A 19,748-nucleotide genomic window follows, 5' to 3' on the forward strand; every position below is an offset into this window, starting at 1 on the left:
TCACGACTCCTTGAGCCAGGATGCGGTCAGCTCGGCCAACGCCTCCCGACTCAGGCCCGATGCACTCGTCGGCGTGTATTCCTGCTCTGGCGCCGAATCGGCCTCGGCGGCCGGCTGTGCGGTGGCCGCATCAATTGCCGCGGCGAGCTCGGCGATGGTCATGTGCTCGAACACCATTGCCGGGGTAAAGGCCACGCCCTGCGCGGTGGCCTGCGCCGCCCATTTGATGGAAATGATGCTGTCACCGCCCAAGGCGAAGAAGTTGTCATCGCGGTCGACGCCGGTGATGTCGAGCAACTCCTCCAGCAAGGCGACCAAGACCCGCTCGGTTTCCCCCGAGCCGCCGGAGACCGGCTCCGACGGAATAGCGACGGGCGGGCTTGGCGGAGCGAGCAGCTTCTCCAAGTCAGCCGCGGGCAGCAACTCCAGCGTGGACACCGGACGGTCCGGTGTCATCGCGAACGCATCGAGCGCGGCGTTGAGAGCATCGGCAATGAGTGCGACGGTCGCAGGTTGGTATAGATCGGCATTGGCAACAACCCGCACGTGCAGTTCTCCCTGCGGTGTCACGCTCATCCCAACGTCCAAATCCAGTAACGAAACCTCGAAGTCAATCGGAACGGGAACGACGGTGGTTTCGCCCGTCCTGGTGAGATCGCGTGCTACTAGCGCCCAATCCTCGCCACGAAAATGGATCATGCTCTGAAATAGCGGGTTTCGGGACAGCGAACGCGGCGGGTTGAGCGCCTCGACCAACCGTTCGATAGGAAGTTCCTGGTGTGCGAACGCATCGAGCACTGTCTCGCGGCTGCGGGCGAGCATGGCGCGCGGACTTGGATCGCCAGACAAGTCGTTGCGCAGCACCACCACGTTGGCGAACAGGCCGATCAGATTCTCTGTGATCGGATCGACCCGGCACGCCACCGGGCTGCCGACTGCGATGTCGGTGCCGCCACCGAGTTTGTGCAGCAACACTGCGAGGACGGCCTGATAGACCATGAACTCGGTCACGCCATTTTCCTCGGCAAGCTGTATAAGGGCCGCCCGGCGCGCTGCGGAAACCGTGAAACTCACCACCTCCCCGCGCTTTCCGAGCACGGGCGGACGCGAGCGATCAGGCGTTATCGAAATCTCGTCCGGCAAGCCAGCCAATGCATCACGCCAGTACGACAGCTCAGCGTGTCCCCACCCGGACCCCAGCGCATTTCGTTGCCACAATGCGTAATCCGCGAATTGGACGGGCAGCGCGGCCCGCTGCGGCTCGACTCCTTGAAGCCGGGCGCGATACGCAGCGACCAGATCGTCAAAGACGACACCCAGCGATGCATGATCGCTAACGATGTGATGCACGATCAAGAACAGCACGTGCGTATCAGGGCCCAGCGCAAACAGGGTCACCCTGACCAGCGGCCCGGATTCCAGGGTAAACACCTGCCGGCGCAGCTGCCCCATCGCCTCGTCGAGGTGGCCCGCGTCGATCGTCCGGATAGCCAGTTCCAGATCCAGGCTGGGGTGCACGATCTGATACGGAACGCCTTCGTGCTCAGCGAAGTTGGTGCGCAGCGCCTCATGTCGGGCCACGACATCGTTAAGCGCCTTGGCAAGAGCGACGGGGTCCAGCGGACCGTCGAAGCGAAGCGCAAATGGCATGTTGAAGCCGTCACGCGGGCCATTGATCCGATATTGGAACCACACGGCGAGCTGGGAGTGCGACAGTGGGAGCCGTTCCGGCCGAACCGATTCGACGAACTCTGGGCGAAGAGATTGTGGCCCGGACTGAGGGTCACGGGAAGCGTCATCGGACGCGTCCTCGACATCCAGCGCGTCCAGGTCGATCTCGAACTCGGCACGGAACTGCTCTACCAGCGCGGCCGCCAGTCCAGCCGGGGTCGGGGTATCGAACACGGCGCGGACGGTAAGCTCGACACCGAACTCGGCACGGATCTGTACGACGAGCCGGGCCGCTAGCAGTGAATGACCGCCCAGCCCGAAGAACGAGTCCTCAGCGCCGACTCGCTCCCAGCCGAACAGCCGGGCGAAGATCTCGCACATTCGTCGCTCGGTCCGCGTCGCCGGCTCGCGGTAGCGGCGCACCGCGATAGGCGTTGGTGCGGGCAGTGCCCGCTTATCCAATTTGCCGCTGACAGTCAGCGGTATGTCGGGGATCACCGCAAATGCACTGGGCACCATGTATTCCGGCAGCACCGAGGCAGTATGTGCGCGGATCTCGTCAACAGCCACCTGGTCGCAATCAGCCGCTGGGACCAGGTATGCGGCAAGCATGGGCCCGGCCTCGGATTCTTCCGCAACAACCAGGCAGTGCCGCACCGCCGGATGTGTCGCGATCACGGACTCAACCTCTGCCAATTCGATACGGTAGCCACGAACCTTGACCTGCTCGTCGGCTCGGCCGATGAATTCCAGGCATCCAGAGATGTTGCGGCGCACTAAATCCCCAGTCCGATACAACCGCATGCCGGGGTTGAACGGGTCGGCGACAAACCGCTGCGCGGTCAGGCCGGGACGCCCCAGATACCCGCGTGCCAACTGAACACCCCCGAGATACAGCTCACCGATCACCTCCGCCGGCACCGGCTGCAACTCTGCGTCAAGTACGTAGGCGTAGACATTGCGGTTCGGCACACCAATGGGCACCACACGCGCGCCGTACGACCCTTCGACCAGGATGTGCGTCGAGCAGACAACCGCCTCGGTCGGGCCGTAGTGATTACGTAACTCCGCGTCGAAGTAGCGGGCGAATTTGTCGGCGACCTCACCGGGAAGCGCTTCGCCTCCCACCGGCACGTGACGCAACGCCTGCCACTGCTTGACGTGCGGCAGCATCAGCAGGGTGCTTAACATGGACGGCACCATGTGCAGCACGGTGACGCGGTGGCGGGTGATCAGATCAGCAACGTAGCCAAGGTCACCGAAAGCCCCGGGCTTGGGTACAACCAGCGCCGCGCCAACCGACAGCGTAACGAAGATGTCGAGCAGCGAAGCATCGAAGCTCACCGACGACGATTGCAGCAACCGGTCCTCGACGGTCATGCTCCATTCGGCTATGAAACCGGTGACGTGGTCGGCGATCGCATGATGCGAGACCGCCACGCCCTTGGGTTTGCCGGTGGAGCCGGACGTGTAGATGACGTAGGCCAAGTGTTCGGGACGCAACGCGTGCCGCCGGTCGGCATCGGTCAGCTCGACGTCCGACATCTCGGCGGCGGCCCACCCGGCGGCGTCGAATTCCTGGCGACACATGACCATCTGTGGGCGGGCGTCGGTGACCAGGTATTCAATGCGCTCAGCCGGGTACGCCGGGTCGATCGGCAGGTAAGCTGCACCGGCCTTCAGGACCGCCAGCACGGCCACGATGAACTCGATCGACGTGGCCATGCGCAAGCCGATGATGTCGTCGGGACCCACTCCCTGCCGGACCAGCCAGCGCGCCAAGCGATTGGCACGCCGGTGCAGTTCGGCATAGCTCAGTTGTGCCTCGCCGGAAATCAGCGCGACCGCGTCGGGGGCTGCGACCGGGCGTGCTTCCAAGACGGCGACCATCGTGGTAGCGGGTGTGTCGACCAGTGTGCCGTGCGACTTTGCCAGGACGGCATCCCGCTCGCCAGCGCCGAGCAGCTCGAGACTCGCGACGCGCCGCCCGGGCTCACGTAGCGCGTTGTCCAACAGCCGTAGGTAATGAGCCAGCATCTGGTCGACGACTGCAGAACTGAGCACATCGGTTTGATACTCAGACTCGATGAACACGCCTTCCACGTCGAGTACAACCGCCAGGGCAAGTGGAAGATGGGCGGCGACCGCGCCAAGTCCGAGTTGTCGCACACTGATGCCGTCCAACACCAATCCACCGGCGCTCTTACGCATACTGAAACCCAGTCGAACCAGCCGGTCCATGCCGTCGTGCCCCATCCGCTCTGGGTTTGCTTCGCGGACCACACGGTCGATGCCGACGGACTGATGGGCGAAGCCGGCGAGACAGGTTTCGCGCACCGCGTCGACGAACGAAGTGAACGTATCGTCTGATCGCGCGGCGATCCGCAGCAACAGCGTGTTGCCGAAATACCCGATGGCACCCTCGGCTTTCGCCCTGCGATCGGTGACCGGAACGGAGACGAGGAAATCTGTTGCGCCGGTATAACGCCGCACCAACACCCCAAAGACCGCCAGCAACACCATAAACGGTGAGGCGGAGCGTTTTCGGGCAAATTCCTCGACTCGGCAGAACAGGTCGACGGGCACCGCCCGAATGCGACGGGCAGCCCGCCGGGACGGGTGTGGCGCGGCCGCACCGGGAAGCTCCACCGGTTCGGGTGCCGGGCGCAACGTGTCCGCCCAATAGCCCACATCAGCAACGGTAGGTTCCGCCGCGGCCTCGAGCACTTCGACGGTAATGAACTGTGGCGCAGGGCCGCTCAGTTGGCGACGGTTGTAGACAGCGCTCAGATCGGCGAAGAACACGGCCCAGGAGTCGTCATCCCAACAGACGTGGTGGACAACCAAAAGCAGCACGAATTCGTCCGCACCGGTGCGTATCAGGGTGATCCGGAGCGGCAGCTCGTTCGTCAGGTCGAATGGCCGGCCGAACTCCTGCCGGGCCAAGTCTTCGATCTGCCGCTCGCGTTCCTCTTGCGCAAGAGCGGTCACATCGTCGGCTCGCCAATTGATCTCGACATCGTCGGAGAAAACTTGATAGGGCTCCCCCTCGCTATCCACCGCATATGTGGTGCGCAAAATAGCATGGCGCGCAACAACATCGGCGAAAGCCGCCCGCAAGCGCGCCTGGTCCACCGCACCGGTCAGTCGATAGGCAACGCAGATGTTCAACGTCACGTCGGCGGGGTCCATGGCCTGCAGAAACCACATCCGGCGCTGGCCGCCGGATAGCCGGTAGCGTTCACCCGCGCAGATGCGCGCCGCACCGGCCGACTCCCGCGCCGCCACACCGCTTTCGGCAATACGCCGGCGCAGCAGTTCCCGGCGCCGTTCCTGCATCGTCTTCACATCGTCTGCCATGCCTCGTCTACTCCTGCTATCCGCGGCTCTTGACCTGCAACGACACCACACGCACCAATGAACCTCTCTCCACCGGCCATGCAAATGGCGTCCGCTCTGAGCGGCATCCCCCGCCCAGGGGCTTATGTTAGCCTTCGCTAAGTTTGATGGCTGTTGCGGCTATAGCGGCTACGGGACCGGATCAACCCTGCGTCCGATACGTTCATGCGAATTGTGCGGGTCCTTCGGTCGGGAGGTATGCGGTGAACACGCTCGACCTGCGGGAACGCCGCGCCGCGCTGGACCATCATCGGTTCTCCGGAGAGTTCTGGTTGCGTCGGCTCATCCCCAGCCGCGACCTTGACCTGGTGTATTGCTGGATGAACGATCCCGAGGTGGCCCGCTTCTGGGGGAAGCCGTGGCCGCGGGTCCGAATCGCCTCCTACCTGCGCCAACAGCACCGCAGTACCCACTCGACCCCGTACCTGGGCGTGCTCAACGGCGTCCCGATGAGCTACTGGGAGCTCTACCGCGCCGATCTGGACCCGCTGGCCCAGTACTACGCCGCCCGCGACCACGATGCCGGCGTGCACTTGCTCCTAGGCCCGGCCGAATGCCGCGGCCAGCGCCTGGCCGTCGACCTGCTGCGTGCGGTCTGCACGTGGCAGCTGGATGCGGATCCGCGCGCCACCCGAGTGGTGGCCGAACCCGACGTCGACAACACGCGGTCGGTGCGGGCGTTTGAGCGTGCCGGGTTCCGGCGCATCACCGACCTCGATCTGCCGGACAAGCGCGCTGCCCTGATGGTCCGCGAGCGGTAGCGGTGGACAGCCCGCCAGGCAACTGCGCCAAACATTCGGGAGACACGCCCTAGCCAGGCCCACCCCAGTGCGCCCGAAGATTATGTTAGCCTTCGCTAAGTTGCATGGCTCTTGCGGCTGTCGCGCAGCGACCGTAAGCGAAGGGGTAGTGGTGCATGCCGCGCACAGTGGGATGGATGAGGCAATTCCATCGGCCGGATTCGGCCAACAGCCTTCCGCTGCTTGTCTTTCCGCATGCCGGGTCCGGCGCATCGGCCTATCGCGACTTCTCGAAAGTGCTCAGCACGACGTTCACGGTCATCGTGTTCCAATACCCGGGACGTCAGGATCGGGCAGCCGAAGCCCCCTTGGACTCGCTTCCCGACATCGCTGCCGGGGCATTCGCCGAGTTTTCGACGACAGAACACCACCGCGGGATTCCGATCGTCGTATTTGGTCATAGCATGGGGGCGCTGGTGGCTTTCGAGTTTGTCCGGATCGCCGAAACCAGCGGAATCGACGTGCGGCACCTCCACGTGTCCGCCGCGGTTGCACCTTCCCGAGTCGCGGCCAAACCACCACACCCCAAGGACGACGAGGAGATCCTCGACCATCTGGCAGCGCTCGAGGGAACCGATACCGACGTGTTCGCGAACCGCGACCTCATGAGAATGGCACTGCCCGTGATCAAAGCCGACTACAACGCCTTTGACGCGTACTGCTGCGCTGAAGATGTCAAGATAGCGACCCCGGTTCACGCCATGGGCGGTGATCAGGACCCGTTCATCACGCTGGGCGATCTCTACGGGTGGGGCAGACACACCGACACCGCCAGGGTCACGATGTTCGACGGCGGGCACTTTTACCTGAAGTCACACATCGGCGCTGTCGCGGAGCTGTTGGTGTCGAGCGCGCGATGTGAGCAGACCGCGTGAACAACGACGCCTCCATCGATCCCATCGTCATTTCCGGCATGGCTGTCGAGGCCCCCGGGGGAATCGATACACCCAGCGCCTGGTGGTCGGCGCTGACCGAAGCCAGGGAGTTGATCGCCCCCTTTCCGCGCGATCGCGGCTGGCCCCTCGATGAACTGCAGTCGTTATCCCGGCTCGATGGCTGGGGGCATGTGTGCGACGCCGGCGGATTCCTCGACGGCGCCGGCACATTCGACCCTACCTGCTTTGGCGTCACCCATCGGGAAGCCATCGCGATGCACCCACAGCAACGAGTGGTGCTGCGAGTGGCGTGGAAGACCTTGGAAAATGCCGGAATTAACCCCGGCAGGCTCGAGGGCGCAGACGTCGGCTGTTTCGTCGGCATGTCGCAGACGGAGTACGGCCCCCGGGTGGCTACGGTCGACGCCTACAGTGGACACCGGCTTGTCGGTATGGGCCAGCTCGGTGGCGCTGGACGGATCTCGCACTGCCTTGGCCTGATCGGTCCATCAATGGCCATAGATTCGGCGTGTGCATCGTCGCTCACCGCACTGCAACTGGCTGCTACCTCGGTTCAGACGGGCGAGTGCGAATGGGCGCTAGCCGGCGCGGTGTGTGTGATGGGTTCGCCGGCCGCTTTCTACGAGTTTGCACGCCTTCATGCTCTTTCCGATGACGGGCATTGCCGCGCGTACTCCGACGACGCTACCGGTACTGTTTGGGGCGAAGGCGCCGGGATGGTTCTCGTCGAACGTGAGTCTCGGGCGCGGAAATTGGGACATCGGATCTTCGGACGCATCCTGGCCGTTCGCACCAACCACAACGGCAAAGGAAAGCCGATACTCATTCCTCGCGTGCGCGCGCAAGAGCAACTGATGCGCAAGACGATCGCTGCGGCGGGAATCGACCCTGTCGATGTGGGAATGATCGAGGGACACGGCACCGCGACTCCAGCGGGTGACCCGGTGGAATTGCTGGCTCTTTTCCGAACCTACGGCGCATTGGGCTCCGAGGCGCTGGTGGGCTCGGTGAAGTCGAATGCCGGACATGCGCAGGCAGCCTCCGGAATACTCGGCCTCATCAAGCTGCTGCTCGCCGGCGCGCACGGTCAGATTCCGCCGACTCTCTTTTCGGACAACCCGACCAAGAAGTTGGACTGGGATATGACGGGCCTGCGATTGGCGACAAAACTGCATCAGTGGGAACCCATAGATGGCGTCCGCTACGGCGCCGTGTCCTCGTTCGGCGCCGGAGGCGCCAATGCGCATGCGATCATCGCGATGCCGGTGAATAGCGGGGTGTGACAACGTGACACCGCTGACCTACCGGCTTCCGAACGGCACCGTACCCGTCCTGCTGTCGTCGGACACTCCCGACTTGTTGCGCCACGAGGCCGCCGCCCTGCTTTCCTATGCGGCAGATCATCCCGACGTCGCACCACAGGCGATCGCCGGAATGTTGTTTCGGACACGGACCGCACGTCGACACCGGGCCCTGGCCATGGTTGCCGATCGCGGCGATCTTGTCGAGGCCCTACAGGCGGTCGTCAGTGACCGCGAACATCCTTTGTTGGTACGGACAAACACACCCGCGACCATCCGCCGCCGTGCATACGTTTTCCCCGGGCAGGGAAGCCAACGACCTGGGATGGGGCGGCTGCTCTATGAATCGATGCCGGCATTCCGTGCCGAGGCGGATCGCTGCGCCGCGGCCTTCGCGACACAGTTCAGTGACTCCCCCTTGGATTACCTTCTCGACGAAGGCTTTTCGGCCGGAGACCGCGCCGGTGTCGTCCAGCCGGCCTTGTTCACGCACATGGCCGGGCTGGCCGCCTTGTGGCGATCATTCGGCATTGTGCCCAACGTCACCATCGGCCACAGCCAAGGCGAAATCGCCGCGGCGTACGTATCCGGCGCGATGACGTTGGAAGATGCCGTCCGGGTCGTCGGGATACGCGCACAAGCAGCCGACCAGTTCGCTTCCGGTGACTACGCGATGGCAGTCGTCGCCGCCGGCCGCGACACCTGTGAGGAGATACTGGCGCGTAGCCCGGGGTGGGCGCAGCTGTCAGTGGTCAATTCTCCTGCCATGGTGGGCATTTCGGGTGATCGAGAAATGGTGCAGGGCATCGTCGACACGTTCACCCAGCGCGGCACCTTTGCGCGGATCATTCGGGTGCACTACCCGGCGCACACCAGCTTGATCAACGAGCTTGGCGCCAAGGTGCGCGTCGCCATGCAACGCCAATTGCAGAATCCGAAGTTCCTCGACACGGAGATCGACTGCCTTGGCGCCACCCTCGGTGGCCCCATGACACCGGACCTGCCGATCGACCAATATTGGTTCTGGAACCTGCGCAATACCGTTCGATTCGACAAGGCGATCGCGGCCGCGGTGCAGCGCGACGTCGATACGTTCGTCGAACTGGCCGAACACCCGACGCTCCAATTGGCGATTCACGAGAATCTCGCCACGCAGTCGGATGACCGCCCGAGGATGGTGGTCGGCACCACAGACCGAGCGGCAGCAGGTCTCGACCAGTTCACCCGCAACCTCGCGCAGCTGGCTCTGGATGACCTGGACTACTCGTGGGATTGTCTGGGCACCTCGTCGGGCGGACCGATCTCCCTGCCGTTGTTGGATTTTCCCAATACTTGCATGCACCAGACCCGGCTGTGGCTGCCATACGAGGACGTCCAGGCGCGCCATGCCCGCCAAACCCCTTCTACCGCATCGGTGGCCGTGGCCGAGGGACAAGGCCCGATTCCCAAGACCACGCCGGCGCGACGTCTCGCCGAGGACTGGGTACGGTTGTCGCAGCGCTCGCTGTTACCACCACGTGCCATTGCAATCGCTGATCACACTGGATGCTGCGCGGACCTGGTCTCCGCGGTCTGTATGGCGGCCGGAGAACTCGGCGCCGCCGCATGCCTGATTGGCGGCGAAAATACGGTTGCCCAAGGCCATCTCGACGCCCAGGTGATCCTTATTCCGCAATCGCCGGCGCTGGGCGACAGGGCGGCCGCAGCCGAGGTCGCGACGTTCTTCGGCAATCGCACATGGTGGCCGGCACTCAGCGACGGGGTCAGCGACTGCTGGCTGGTGACGGTCGCCGGTGAGGCGGTCGTCGCCGATGATGTACCGCCCGATCCCGTGCACGCGGCAGCAAGCGCAGGCTTTCGCTGCATCGGCGCCGAACATCTGGACGTGAGGTTCCGGCATCTCGATCTACCGGCCGGGCTGACGACAGCAGAATCGGCGGACGCGATCCTCGCGGCGGTCCATACCCCCGAAGAACCGGAGCTCGCATTCCGCAACGGCGGCCTCTACGCTAAGCGGCTCGTCGAAAATGAGACCCGCGACGCCGACTCTGGTACCGCGCCTCCCGAACATGCGCTCATCATCGGTGGGACCGGAAACCTCGGGCTCGAATTCTGCGATCATTTCGCCCACCACGGCGCGCGACGAATCACCCTGGTGAGCAGATCCGGGGAGACTGCTGCGGTCGCAGCTCGATTGCAACAGATTCGTTCGGCCACCCCGGCCCAAATCCGGGTCACCAGCTGCGACGTAGGCGATCCAGCGGCAGTGTCACAATTGGCCTCCGCAAATCGGGACGCACCCACGGATCTGATCATCCATGCCGCCGTCGACGCCTATGCGGTCATCGAGTATGCAGACATCACCGCCGAGAAGGCGAATCAGGCGTTGCGCGCCAAGGTTGTCGGCATTTCCCGAATACTGCAAGCCTTCCCCCGGACGGACAACTGTCGCGTGGTTCTGTGCTCTTCGGCGGCGGCGACGATCGGTGGTCGTGGCCAGGTCCTGTATGCGGCAGCCAATCGAATGCTCGACGCCATGGCGCACCGGTTCCGTGCCCAGGGTCTGGACTGCGTTTCTGTGCAGTGGGGCCAATGGGTACATCATGATCTCGATGCCGCCGGTAGGGCACGGTTGTCCCGGATCGGTGTCCTGCCCATGTCTTCCGGCGATGCGATCACGATGGGACTGGCGTCGTTTCGTCACAACGTCGTCGTCGCGGCATTCGACTTCGATCGTGCGCGGCCGGTGCTGGAAATGTTGGGATATGGTCCGTTGGTGTCGCAGCTGAGTCCACCGCTCGTCGAAACGGGGGCTTCCGCAGAGCGGACCGAACTGCCACGGCAGTTGATACACCTTTTGGCCGAGGTCACTGGTGTGGACCGCGCCGAGACAATTGACGTCACCGTCCCCATGGTCGCGATCGGCCTGGATTCTTTGCAGGCACTGGAGTTACGGCGACGTGTCCAGACTGAGTTAAATCACGACCTAGAGGTCTCGGATCTTCTCGGCGGGGCCTCCGTTGCCGACATTTTGGCGCAGCTTGGCGCACAGTGAACATGGCTGCCGAGCGAATCTCGGCTGAATCTGTTGTGGGGTCATTACCTCGCGCAAATTCTTCGCGCGCACGTCAGTCCGGTTCTCGTCAACGTACGAAAAGCAATTCGCGCGGGTGCCACAGACTGTGCTGTTCCTCGTCGTTACCCACGAGGTAGAACGTGCCGTTGTCGTCATCGAACGGACTGGTACTCACCGCTTCTTCCAATCGGTCGGTCCTCGACGCCCATCTCGGCGCCCAGCACCCGGTCGGACAGCAGCCCCAGGCAGCTCAAGTTGGGAAATCCCGGACCCTCATTTACACCGGATAGATTGGGCAAGAACAGTTTCGGGGCGACTCCGACGACAGCCAAGTCATACCCGATGGCCTCCTCCAGCCGCGCACATGTCAACGGCTCGCCAACTTCGAGCTCCAGCAGATCGACAGCGGCCCGGCTCAATAGCGGCATAAACCACAGCGGATCTGCACCGGATCCGTCGATGACGAGATCGAAGCGATGAAGGGTCTCGCGCGGTTCACCGCAGTTGTCGGTGCAGAGCGTGATCCAAATTCGGCCGTCGTTTTCGACCACGCCACCAACGCGCCCGCGCAAATGGCGGATCCTCTCGTCGGCCAGTAGCGCCTCCTGAACCCGCGCAGAAAAGACCCCGCGGTCGGTGCGGGCAATACAGTCCCGCCGTTCGGCTCGGCTGAGGCTGTTCCACCCGGTGGGGTCGGAAAACAGCGAGTTCTCGAAGAAACCCTCCCCCCGGGTGAAGAGGGTTGCTTGCGGGGAAATCGCCGTGATCGCCGACACCCGGTGATGGAACAGCTCGTTGAGAACCGACGCCGCGGTCTCTCCACCGCCGATGACCGCGACATTTTCCGCAACAATGCGCTCGTGTCGCCCGGCTCGCTCCCAGAACTGCGCGATCGACAACAGTCCCGGAGCACCGGAAAGCATGGACCGTTCCGGCTGACCCGGACCGGTAACCATCAGCGTCTCGGCCGACAAGCTCGACTCACGGGTGTGCAGTACCCAATGCGATTCGTTGGCCGAAATCTGAACTACTTCACCGCGAACAACTTTCATTGCCACTCGGTCGGCGACCCAACGCAGATACTCGGCCCAGGTATCGTGTGTCGGAGCCGGCCTGCCCCGGTCGATCCAGCCGACAAGTTGGTCCGTAGCGACCAGATATGACTGCCAGCTAAACCGCATCATTCGTTCGTCGAGTTCGGCATTGCGCCCTGGAACCAGCGCCGACCGATACGGGAAGCCGACGTCCTTTTCCGGGCTTGTGCCCAGCCGCTGCCGGCCGTCCGTCCAGCCGCCCCCGGCCCGCCAATTGGCCGCCACGCCGGCGCGTTCGACGGCGACGACGTCGCCCACCTCAATGCCCATGTCCCGCAGCGTCGCGGCCTTCGCAGCCACCGCCACCGCCTTCGCGCCTGCCCCGACAACCGCGAGCATCGTGTTCATCGTGGACCCGACGACCGCGCTGAACGGTGGGGACGGTCGTGGCATTCCGAGTCCGCCTGCACGCCGCCGAGTGATGCGCGGCCCACCACACCACCTCCACTGCTTAGCTCAGGCTGCCCTAACTTCGTGTTAGGCTACCCTACGTCCGAGGGGCAGGACACGTTCGACCCAGGGGGCATTACGTGCCAGTTACTTCTGTCCAGCCGCCGCAACCGGCGTCGCTGTCGGGATTCGTCCCCTTTCCTCCAGAACGGGCAGCGAGATACCGGGAAGGCGGGTACTGGAGCGGTCACACAGTTGATGCGCTGTTACGGCGGGCCGCGTCGACATGGCCGGACCGCGTTGCTGTGGTCGATGACGCCGGCAGCCATACCTACTCCGAACTCGACGGACTCGCGGACCGAGCCGCCGCGGGCATAGCCGGTCTCGGTATTGCGCCCACCGACCGGGTGTTGCTGCAGTTGCCGAATACGCGCCAGTTCGCCGTGGCGCTGTTCGGCCTGCTGCGTGCCGGGGCCATTCCAGTGATGTGCCTGCCCGGGCACCGGTTCGCCGAACTCAACCACTTCGTCGAGGTCAGTGGCGCGGTCGGCCTCGTCCTCGCCGAGACGGCGGGCGGATTCGACTACCGCGTGCTTGCCCAACAGTTGGTGGCGGCGCACCCGCAGCTGCGCCACGTCATCATCGACGGGAATGGCGGTCCTTTCCTGTCGTGGTCGGCATTGCCCGGCGGCCAGCCACCCGAATTCGCGGCCGACACCACCGCACCGGCCTTGCTGCTGGTGTCGGGGGGCACCACGGGCACCCCGAAGCTCATCCCACGCACCCATGACGATTACGTCTACAACGCCACCGCCAGTGCCGAGCTGTGCGGACTGACCTGCGATGACGTCTATCTGGTGGCCCTGCCGGCCGCCCACAACTTCGCGTTGGCATGCCCCGGCATTCTCGGGACGCTCAGTGCCGGCGGCACCGTCGTGTTCGGCACCGATCCCAGCCCGGAAGCCGCGTTCGCCACGATCGAGCGTCACGGCGTTACCGTGACGGCCTTGGTGCCGGCCCTGGCCAAATTGTGGGCCCAAGCCTGCCATTGGGAGCCGGTGACTCCAAAGACGCTGCGGCTCCTGCAAGTTGGCGGGTCCAAGCTGGAGCCTGAGGATGCCCGCGCGGTTCGGGCGGCGTTGACCCCGGGCCTGCAGCAGGTGTTCGGGATGGCGGAGGGACTGGTGAACTTCACCCGGCTCCACGATCCTGCGGAAGTGGTCGAGCACACCCAGGGGCGACCGTTGGGCGCCGCCGATGAACTCCGCATTGTCGACGCCGACGGAGTACCGGTGCCTCCCGGTTGTGAAGGCGAACTATTGACCCGGGGCCCATACACGATCAACGGCTATTTTCGGGCCGCAGATGTCAACGAACTCTGCTTCGATCCCGACGGCTTCTATCGCAGCGGGGACCTGGTCCGCCTTCGCCAGGACGGCTACCTGGTGGTCACCGGGCGGGTCAAAGACGTCATCTGCCGTGCCGGCGAAACCATTTCCGCCCGCGACCTCGAAGAGCATCTGCTCAGCCACCCGGGGATCTGGTCAGCTGCGGCAATTCCGCTGCCGAATCCGATTCTAGGCGAAACAATCTGTGCTGCAGTTGTTTTCGTCGGCCAGCCAGTCACCCTTGCCGAACTGAACGGCTACCTCGACGAGCGCGGCGTGGCTACCCACGCCCGGCCCGACCTGTTGTTGCCGCTGACATCACTGCCCACCACGCCGGTCGGCAAGATCGACAAGAACGCCATCGCGCGCCAGGCTCTCGCGCGGCGATAGCTCCACGGTTCCCGACGAGGCGGGCGTCGCACATTCAAAGCTGCCATTGACTAATGTCACCATTTGGTATTGACTGCGATTCATGACGGACGTCGTTCCGGCTCGCGGGTCATTGCGGTCCCGCACTGCGGTAGCAGTAAGCACGGTGATCATGCCGACGATCACCGGCGCGATACCGCCGGAGCGCGCCTGGGGGATGTGGCTGACGCGTCAGCTCATCACCCGACTCATGGGAACGTTCGGGCCCTCGTTGGCCGGTACCCGGGTCGAATACGTCGATTCCGTGTTGCCAGACGGTCGCCGGGTCCGCGGCGAATGGGTAGTCGGGCCCCACACGCCGACGACGCGTTGGTCGACCGGTGCCATCTACTACGTGCACGGCAGCGGCTACACGATGTGCTCACCCCGGACACACCGGCGGCTGACGTCGTGGCTGTCGTCGCTGACCGGACTGCCGGTGTTCTGCGTCGACTACCGCCTGGCGCCGCGTTACCGGTTCCCCACCGCCGCCGACGACGTGCGTGCCGGCTGGGACTGGCTACCGGGAGCATCTGGATTGCCGCCGGAACGCGTTGTGATCGTTGCCGATTCGGCCGGAGGACATCTGTCGGTCGACATGTTGCTGCAGCCCGACGTCGCCGCTAGACCGCCGGCGTCGCTGGTGCTGTTCTCACCGCTGATCGACCTCACGTTCGCGCTGTCGGCCGAGCGTGAGCAGCTACGGCCCGATCCAGCCGTCCGGGCCGCCGCCGCAGCGCGCGTCGTCGGCCTTTATCACGCCGGCGTCGACCCCAGCCATCACCGCATCAGACTCGACGTTGCCGGCGGACCCGTTCTGCCGAATACGCTGATCCAGGCCGGGGAGGCCGAGATACTGGAGGCCGACGCGCGTCGACTCGCCGCTGACATTCGCGCCGCCGGCGGCAGTTGTGAGTTGCAGGTGTGGCCCGATCAGATGCACGTTTTCCAGGCGCTGCCGCGGATGGCTCCCGAAGCAGCCAAGGCCATGGCATACGCCTCGCAATTCATTGCAAACTCGTTGCTGGACAACGCTGATGCCGAGGCCGTCTGAGATGCTGGGGCCGCTGGACAAGCTGCTGGGTAGGTCGAAAGCCACCACCCACGGCGCCTCGGCCGTCGTGACCGGTGCCGGCAGCGGAATCGGGGCGGCATTCGCTTTGGAGCTCGGCCGCCGCGGCGGCGCGGTGGTCTGTAGTGACATCGACGAGGCCGCCGCCCAGCGAACCGTTGACACGCTGATCGAACGGGGCGCGCGAGCCATCGCGGTCCGCTGCGACGTGTCTCGGGTCGAGGAGGTCTATTCCTTGGCCGAGCAGTCGCAATCCTGGTTCGGCGCGCCGCCCACGCTGGTGATCAACAATGCCGGAGTCGGTGCCGGCGGCGCCCCCGTCGGCGAGGTGCCCCTTGATGATTGGCAATGGGTGCTGGGGATCAACCTGTGGGGACCCATCCACGGCTGCCATGTGTTCACTCCCATCCTGCGCCATGCCGAGCCGTCGCGAACCCCACGCGGCATCATCAACGTCGCCTCCGCCGCCGCGTTCGCCGCGGCCGCCGGCATGGCACCTTACAACGTCAGCAAGGCCGGCGTACTTTCGCTGTCGGAGACGCTGGCAGCCGAATTATCGGGGACTGCAGTCAAAGTCACGGTTTTGTGTCCGACTTTCGTCAAGACCAGCATCGTCGAATCCGGCCGCATCAGCGAGGAATCCAGTGAGCTTGCCGCCAAACTGATGCGCTGGACCGGGTTTTCGGCTGCCAAGGTCGCACGCGTCTGCCTGGATGCCCATGACCGGGGTGATCTGTACTGCATGCCCCAACTCGATGCCAAGCTCGGCTGGAACGTCAAACGCCTGGCACCGGGCACATATACCCGTGCGGTCGGTCTGATCTCGCGGAAAACCATGCCCTGAATACCCGTTGTCCGGACGGAAGGAGCCTCCGGTGGCCATTGACATGGAAACCATGCTCGCCAAAATCAAGGACCGCCAGTGGGCGCTTGCCGACATCGATTGGGACGCACCCGGCGCCGACACCATCAGTGCCGAATTTCGGCCCAAACTCAAGGCGTTCATGGCCGATTTGTGCTGGATCGAAAACATCGGCGCCCGTGGATTTGCAGCGCTGGCCAAGAAGGCGCCCGACCTCACCATTGCCGAGATCTACCGGTATTTCCACGCCGAAGAGCAGCGCCACGCCAACGCGGAGCTGGCCCTGATGAAGCGCTGGGGAATGCTCGACGACGGCGAATTGCCCAAGCCCAACGTCAACATCCGGTTGGCCATCGAATGGCTCGACACCTACGCCGACGGCATGCCGCTGTCAGTGCTGGGCACCGTCATCCCGATGCTCGAGGTAGCGCTTGACGGCGCCCTGCTGAAATTCCTGCTGGACAGCGTCGAGGACCCGGTGTGCCACCAGGTCTTCGAGAAGATCAACAATGACGAGTCACGGCACATAGCAGTCGATTTCGAGGTGCTCGAGATGATCGGTCACGCGACAGCGCGCCGACTGGCTATCGAGTTCGTCGGCAACGTCGCCTCGCCGGGCCTGATCATCGGCGCGCTCATGTACATACCCCTGCTCAATCGGGTACGCAACGAGATGGCGGGCATGGGCATGGAACCGGAGCGGTTGTACAACGCGGTCAAGCGCTTCAAGCAGCTGGGAGAGCGGAGCGCGAAAACGCCCCGGGTTCCGGCGTATAAGGTGCTCAAGCGGCACGCCGCGATGGTGGTCAACCCGCGTCATCCCTATCATCTGTTCGCCAATTCCATGGTGTGGCTGTCGGATCGCTACCCCAGGCCGCTCCTGAAGCCCGTTCCCAGCTGGTTCAAAGAACTCACCCACAACCCGGCCGCGTGATCATGGCATCCGACCACACCTATGCGACGCTCATTGTCGGAGCCGGCTTTGCCGGTCTTGGAGCCGCGATCCGACTGGCCCAAGCGGGCGTCGACGACGTCGTCATCGTCGAGCGCAGCGATCGCGTCGGCGGAACCTGGCGCGACACCACGTATCCGGGCGCCAGCTGCGATATTCCCTCAGTGCTGTACTCGTTCTCGTTCGCCAAGAACCCGACGTGGTCGCGCAGCTACTCCCCCGCGCCGGAGATCTATCGGCATATCGAGGACATGACAGACCGGTTCGATATCCGCGGACGTATCCGCTTCGGCCAGGAAGTCACCGCACTGACATTCGACGAGGACGCCGGCGTCTGGACGGCAATCACCAAGAGCGGCCACCGGTTTGGTGCCCGTACCGTCATATTGGCTTCCGGCCCGCTGTCCGACGTCAGCTTTCCCGACATCCGGGGTCTGGACAGCTACCAAGGGCACACGATCCACAGCGCCCGCTGGGACCAGGACTACAACTTTGCCGGCAAGCGAGTGGCCGTCATCGGCACCGGCGCCAGCGCCGTCCAGATCATTCCCGAACTGGTGAAAAAAGCCGCCTTCGTCAAGGTATTCCAGCGAACCCCGTGCTGGGTTTTACCGCGGTTGGATGTCGCCACACCACCGACCATGCAGGCGTTGTTCACTAAAGTCCCTGTTGCCCAACAGCTTGCACGACAGGCGCTGTTCTGGGCCCACGAAGCCAGCGCCACGGCCCTGGTGTGGAACACCCCGCTGACATCGCTCGTGGCATCGCTGGGTCAAGCTCACCTGCGCGCCCGAGTCAAAGACCCATGGTTGCGCCGCCAGCTCACCCCGGATTTCCGCCCGGGCTGCAAGCGCATGCTGATCTCCAGCGACTATTACCCCGCGCTGCAACGTGACAACTGCAAACTGATCGACTGGCCCATCGCCACGTTGAGCCCCGTGGGCATCCGAACCAGTGACGGTATCGAGCACCACCTGGACTGCATCGTGTTCGCCACCGGCTACGACGTCCACCTCACCGGACCGCCGTTTCCCGTTAGCGGGGTGGGCGGCCGCTCACTGGCCGACGAATGGTCCTGCGGTGCACAGGCTTACAAGAGCATCAACGTCCACGGGTACCCCAACCTGTTCTTCATGACCGGACCCAACTCCGGGCCGGGCCACAATTCGTTGCTGGTTTTCATTGAAGGCCAACTCGACTATGCGGTACGCGGCATCACCACGATTCTCGATAACGACCTGCGCTGTCTTGATGTGCGCGAGGACGTCCAGCGCCGGCACAACGAACGCCTTCAGCGCCGGCTTGCCAAGACCACGTGGATGTCTGGTTGCCGTAGTTGGTATCTCACCAAAGACGGTTTCAACGGCTCCATGTACCCCGGTTTTGCCACCCAATATTTAAGCCAGATGCGCGATTTCCGGTATGAGGACTATCACGCGATGGCAGCAGCTACGCGCACGCCGGCCGGCTCGTCGGCTTGAGGCACAGTATTTGACATGGCAACCGACCGACAGTCGAGACCAGAGCCCGGCACCATCGCCAGCGTGCTGCACAACCTGCGGCGTGCGCCCGATCGGGTCCGGCGCCACTCCCGTGAGTTCATTGAGGCCGCGGTGGCACAGCTGTTCGACGCAGCCGTCCGGCAGCCCAGCGGTGGCACCGCGTCGGGTGAGTACCGGATAGACGACCTGGCGCGCCTGGCCGGCACTACCACCCGCAACATCCGGGTCTACCGCGACCGCGGCCTGCTGCCTCCGCCATTGCGCGTCGGGCGTATCGCGCTGTTCAACGACACTCATCTGACCCGGCTGCGGCTGATCACTTCGATGCTCGAGCGCGGGTACACCATCGCGCACGTTCGGGAGATGCTCAGCGCATGGGAGGAGGGCCGGAACCTCGGTGACGTGCTCGGTCTGGAGACCGCCATCGTCGGCACCTGGACCACCGAGAAACCACAGACGATGCCGCTGGCCGAAGCCCGGCGCCTGGTCGGCGACGTCGGCGCGTTCCAGCGGTTGGTCGCACTGCAGGTGATCCGGGTCGCCGATACCCAGGCCACCGTCACCCGGCCCAAGCTCATCGAGGCGTTCAACGAGATGCGCGGCTACGGCGTCAGCATGGACAAGCTGATCGACCTGCACGAGCAGATCGTGCCCAAGGTGGACGAGATCAGCGGGTTGCTGGTACGCGCCGGTGCCGAACACGTCGTGGACCGGATCAAGCCGGGCGAGGCTCTGCCCGGGGACGCCGAGTTCGCGGAGCTGATCACCATGCTGGTCCGCTTCCGCGCCCAGGCCGTCGCGACCGTCACCGCCACATTGGCGTCCTCGATCGAATCGACCATCGAATCGCTGGTCAGCCGCGTTCTATCGGACTACCTCGACCGGTCATCGGACATCGAGGCGGCGCCGGGGCGGCAGCAGACGCGGTGAGCAGCCG

12 protein-coding genes and 1 pseudogene are annotated in these 19,748 nt (G+C 64.3%); 10 read left to right on the forward strand and 3 right to left on the reverse strand.

The genetic code is table 11. The features are described 5' to 3' along the window. On the reverse strand, positions 1 to 5,031 hold the full coding sequence (locus EET10_RS18655; protein ID WP_082276256.1) for a non-ribosomal peptide synthetase: 5,031 nt from the start codon (positions 5,029 to 5,031) through the stop codon (positions 1 to 3). Positions 5,032 to 5,273: 242 nt separating this feature from the next. Between EET10_RS18655 and EET10_RS18660 the strand changes: the two genes are divergently transcribed. From EET10_RS18660 to nbtC, 4 genes are all read left to right on the forward strand, one after another. Beyond that, positions 5,274 to 5,831, forward strand: a complete 558-nt coding sequence (locus EET10_RS18660) for a GNAT family N-acetyltransferase (RefSeq protein WP_036399891.1) — start codon at positions 5,274 to 5,276, stop codon at positions 5,829 to 5,831. Between the two features lie 155 nt (positions 5,832 to 5,986). Continuing rightward, positions 5,987 to 6,745 carry a thioesterase II family protein gene (locus EET10_RS18665; RefSeq protein ID WP_036399894.1) on the forward strand — a complete coding sequence of 253 codons (759 nt, stop codon included), beginning with the start codon at positions 5,987 to 5,989 and terminating at the stop codon, positions 6,743 to 6,745. Beyond that, a complete protein-coding gene (locus EET10_RS18670; RefSeq protein WP_036399897.1) occupies positions 6,742 to 8,049 on the forward strand; it encodes a beta-ketoacyl [acyl carrier protein] synthase domain-containing protein in 1,308 nt (435 codons plus the stop codon). The genes EET10_RS18665 and EET10_RS18670 overlap by 4 nt, the downstream gene beginning before the upstream one ends. Before the next feature lie 13 nt (positions 8,050 to 8,062). Continuing rightward, entirely contained in the window at positions 8,063 to 11,122 is a 3,060-nt protein-coding gene (gene nbtC / locus EET10_RS18675; protein ID WP_276862153.1) for a nocobactin polyketide synthase NbtC, read from the forward strand. Positions 11,123 to 11,164: 42 nt separating this feature from the next. On the opposite strand, the pseudogene EET10_RS30990 reads toward nbtC, so the two are convergent. Both EET10_RS30990 and mbtG read right to left on the reverse strand, forming a co-directional pair. After that, a pseudogene (locus tag EET10_RS30990) lies at positions 11,165 to 11,318 on the reverse strand (MbtH family NRPS accessory protein); the annotation flags it as partial. Next, positions 11,296 to 12,585: an NADPH-dependent L-lysine N(6)-monooxygenase MbtG gene (gene mbtG / locus EET10_RS18685; RefSeq protein ID WP_122502394.1), complete on the reverse strand. Its 1,290-nt coding sequence runs from the start codon at positions 12,583 to 12,585 to the stop codon at positions 11,296 to 11,298. The gene mbtG and the pseudogene EET10_RS30990, both read right to left, overlap by 23 nt. A 221-nt stretch (positions 12,586 to 12,806) precedes the next feature. Here mbtG and EET10_RS18690 point away from each other — a divergent pair, with 221 nt between their 5' ends. The 6 genes from EET10_RS18690 to EET10_RS18715 all read left to right on the forward strand — a co-directional run bounded on the left by EET10_RS18690 (position 12,807) and on the right by EET10_RS18715 (position 19,741). Then, positions 12,807 to 14,405, forward strand: coding sequence for a (2,3-dihydroxybenzoyl)adenylate synthase (locus tag EET10_RS18690; protein ID WP_036400626.1), 1,599 nt, complete (start codon positions 12,807 to 12,809; stop codon positions 14,403 to 14,405). 82 nt (positions 14,406 to 14,487) lie between these two features. Further along, positions 14,488 to 15,477, forward strand: coding sequence for an alpha/beta hydrolase (locus tag EET10_RS18695; RefSeq protein ID WP_036399902.1), 990 nt, complete (start codon positions 14,488 to 14,490; stop codon positions 15,475 to 15,477). Between the two features lies 1 nt (position 15,478). After that, the gene (locus tag EET10_RS18700) at positions 15,479 to 16,339 is read left to right on the forward strand and encodes an SDR family NAD(P)-dependent oxidoreductase (RefSeq protein WP_063467095.1); all 861 of its coding nucleotides are present in this window, start codon (positions 15,479 to 15,481) and stop codon (positions 16,337 to 16,339) included. Between the two features lie 31 nt (positions 16,340 to 16,370). Further along, positions 16,371 to 17,291 (forward strand): hypothetical protein, encoded by a 921-nt coding sequence (locus EET10_RS18705; protein WP_063467094.1) that lies wholly within the window; start codon positions 16,371 to 16,373, stop codon positions 17,289 to 17,291. Beyond that, positions 17,288 to 18,790 carry a flavin-containing monooxygenase gene (locus EET10_RS18710; protein WP_036399909.1) on the forward strand — a complete coding sequence of 501 codons (1,503 nt, stop codon included), beginning with the start codon at positions 17,288 to 17,290 and terminating at the stop codon, positions 18,788 to 18,790. Before EET10_RS18705 ends, EET10_RS18710 begins: the two co-directional genes overlap by 4 nt. A 15-nt stretch (positions 18,791 to 18,805) precedes the next feature. Continuing rightward, positions 18,806 to 19,741: a MerR family transcriptional regulator gene (locus EET10_RS18715; protein WP_063467092.1), complete on the forward strand. Its 936-nt coding sequence runs from the start codon at positions 18,806 to 18,808 to the stop codon at positions 19,739 to 19,741. The last annotated feature ends 7 nt before the right edge of the window (positions 19,742 to 19,748 follow it).

It is taken from the genome of Mycobacterium pseudokansasii (genome assembly GCF_900566075.1).
Taxonomy (GTDB): domain Bacteria; phylum Actinomycetota; class Actinomycetes; order Mycobacteriales; family Mycobacteriaceae; genus Mycobacterium; species Mycobacterium pseudokansasii.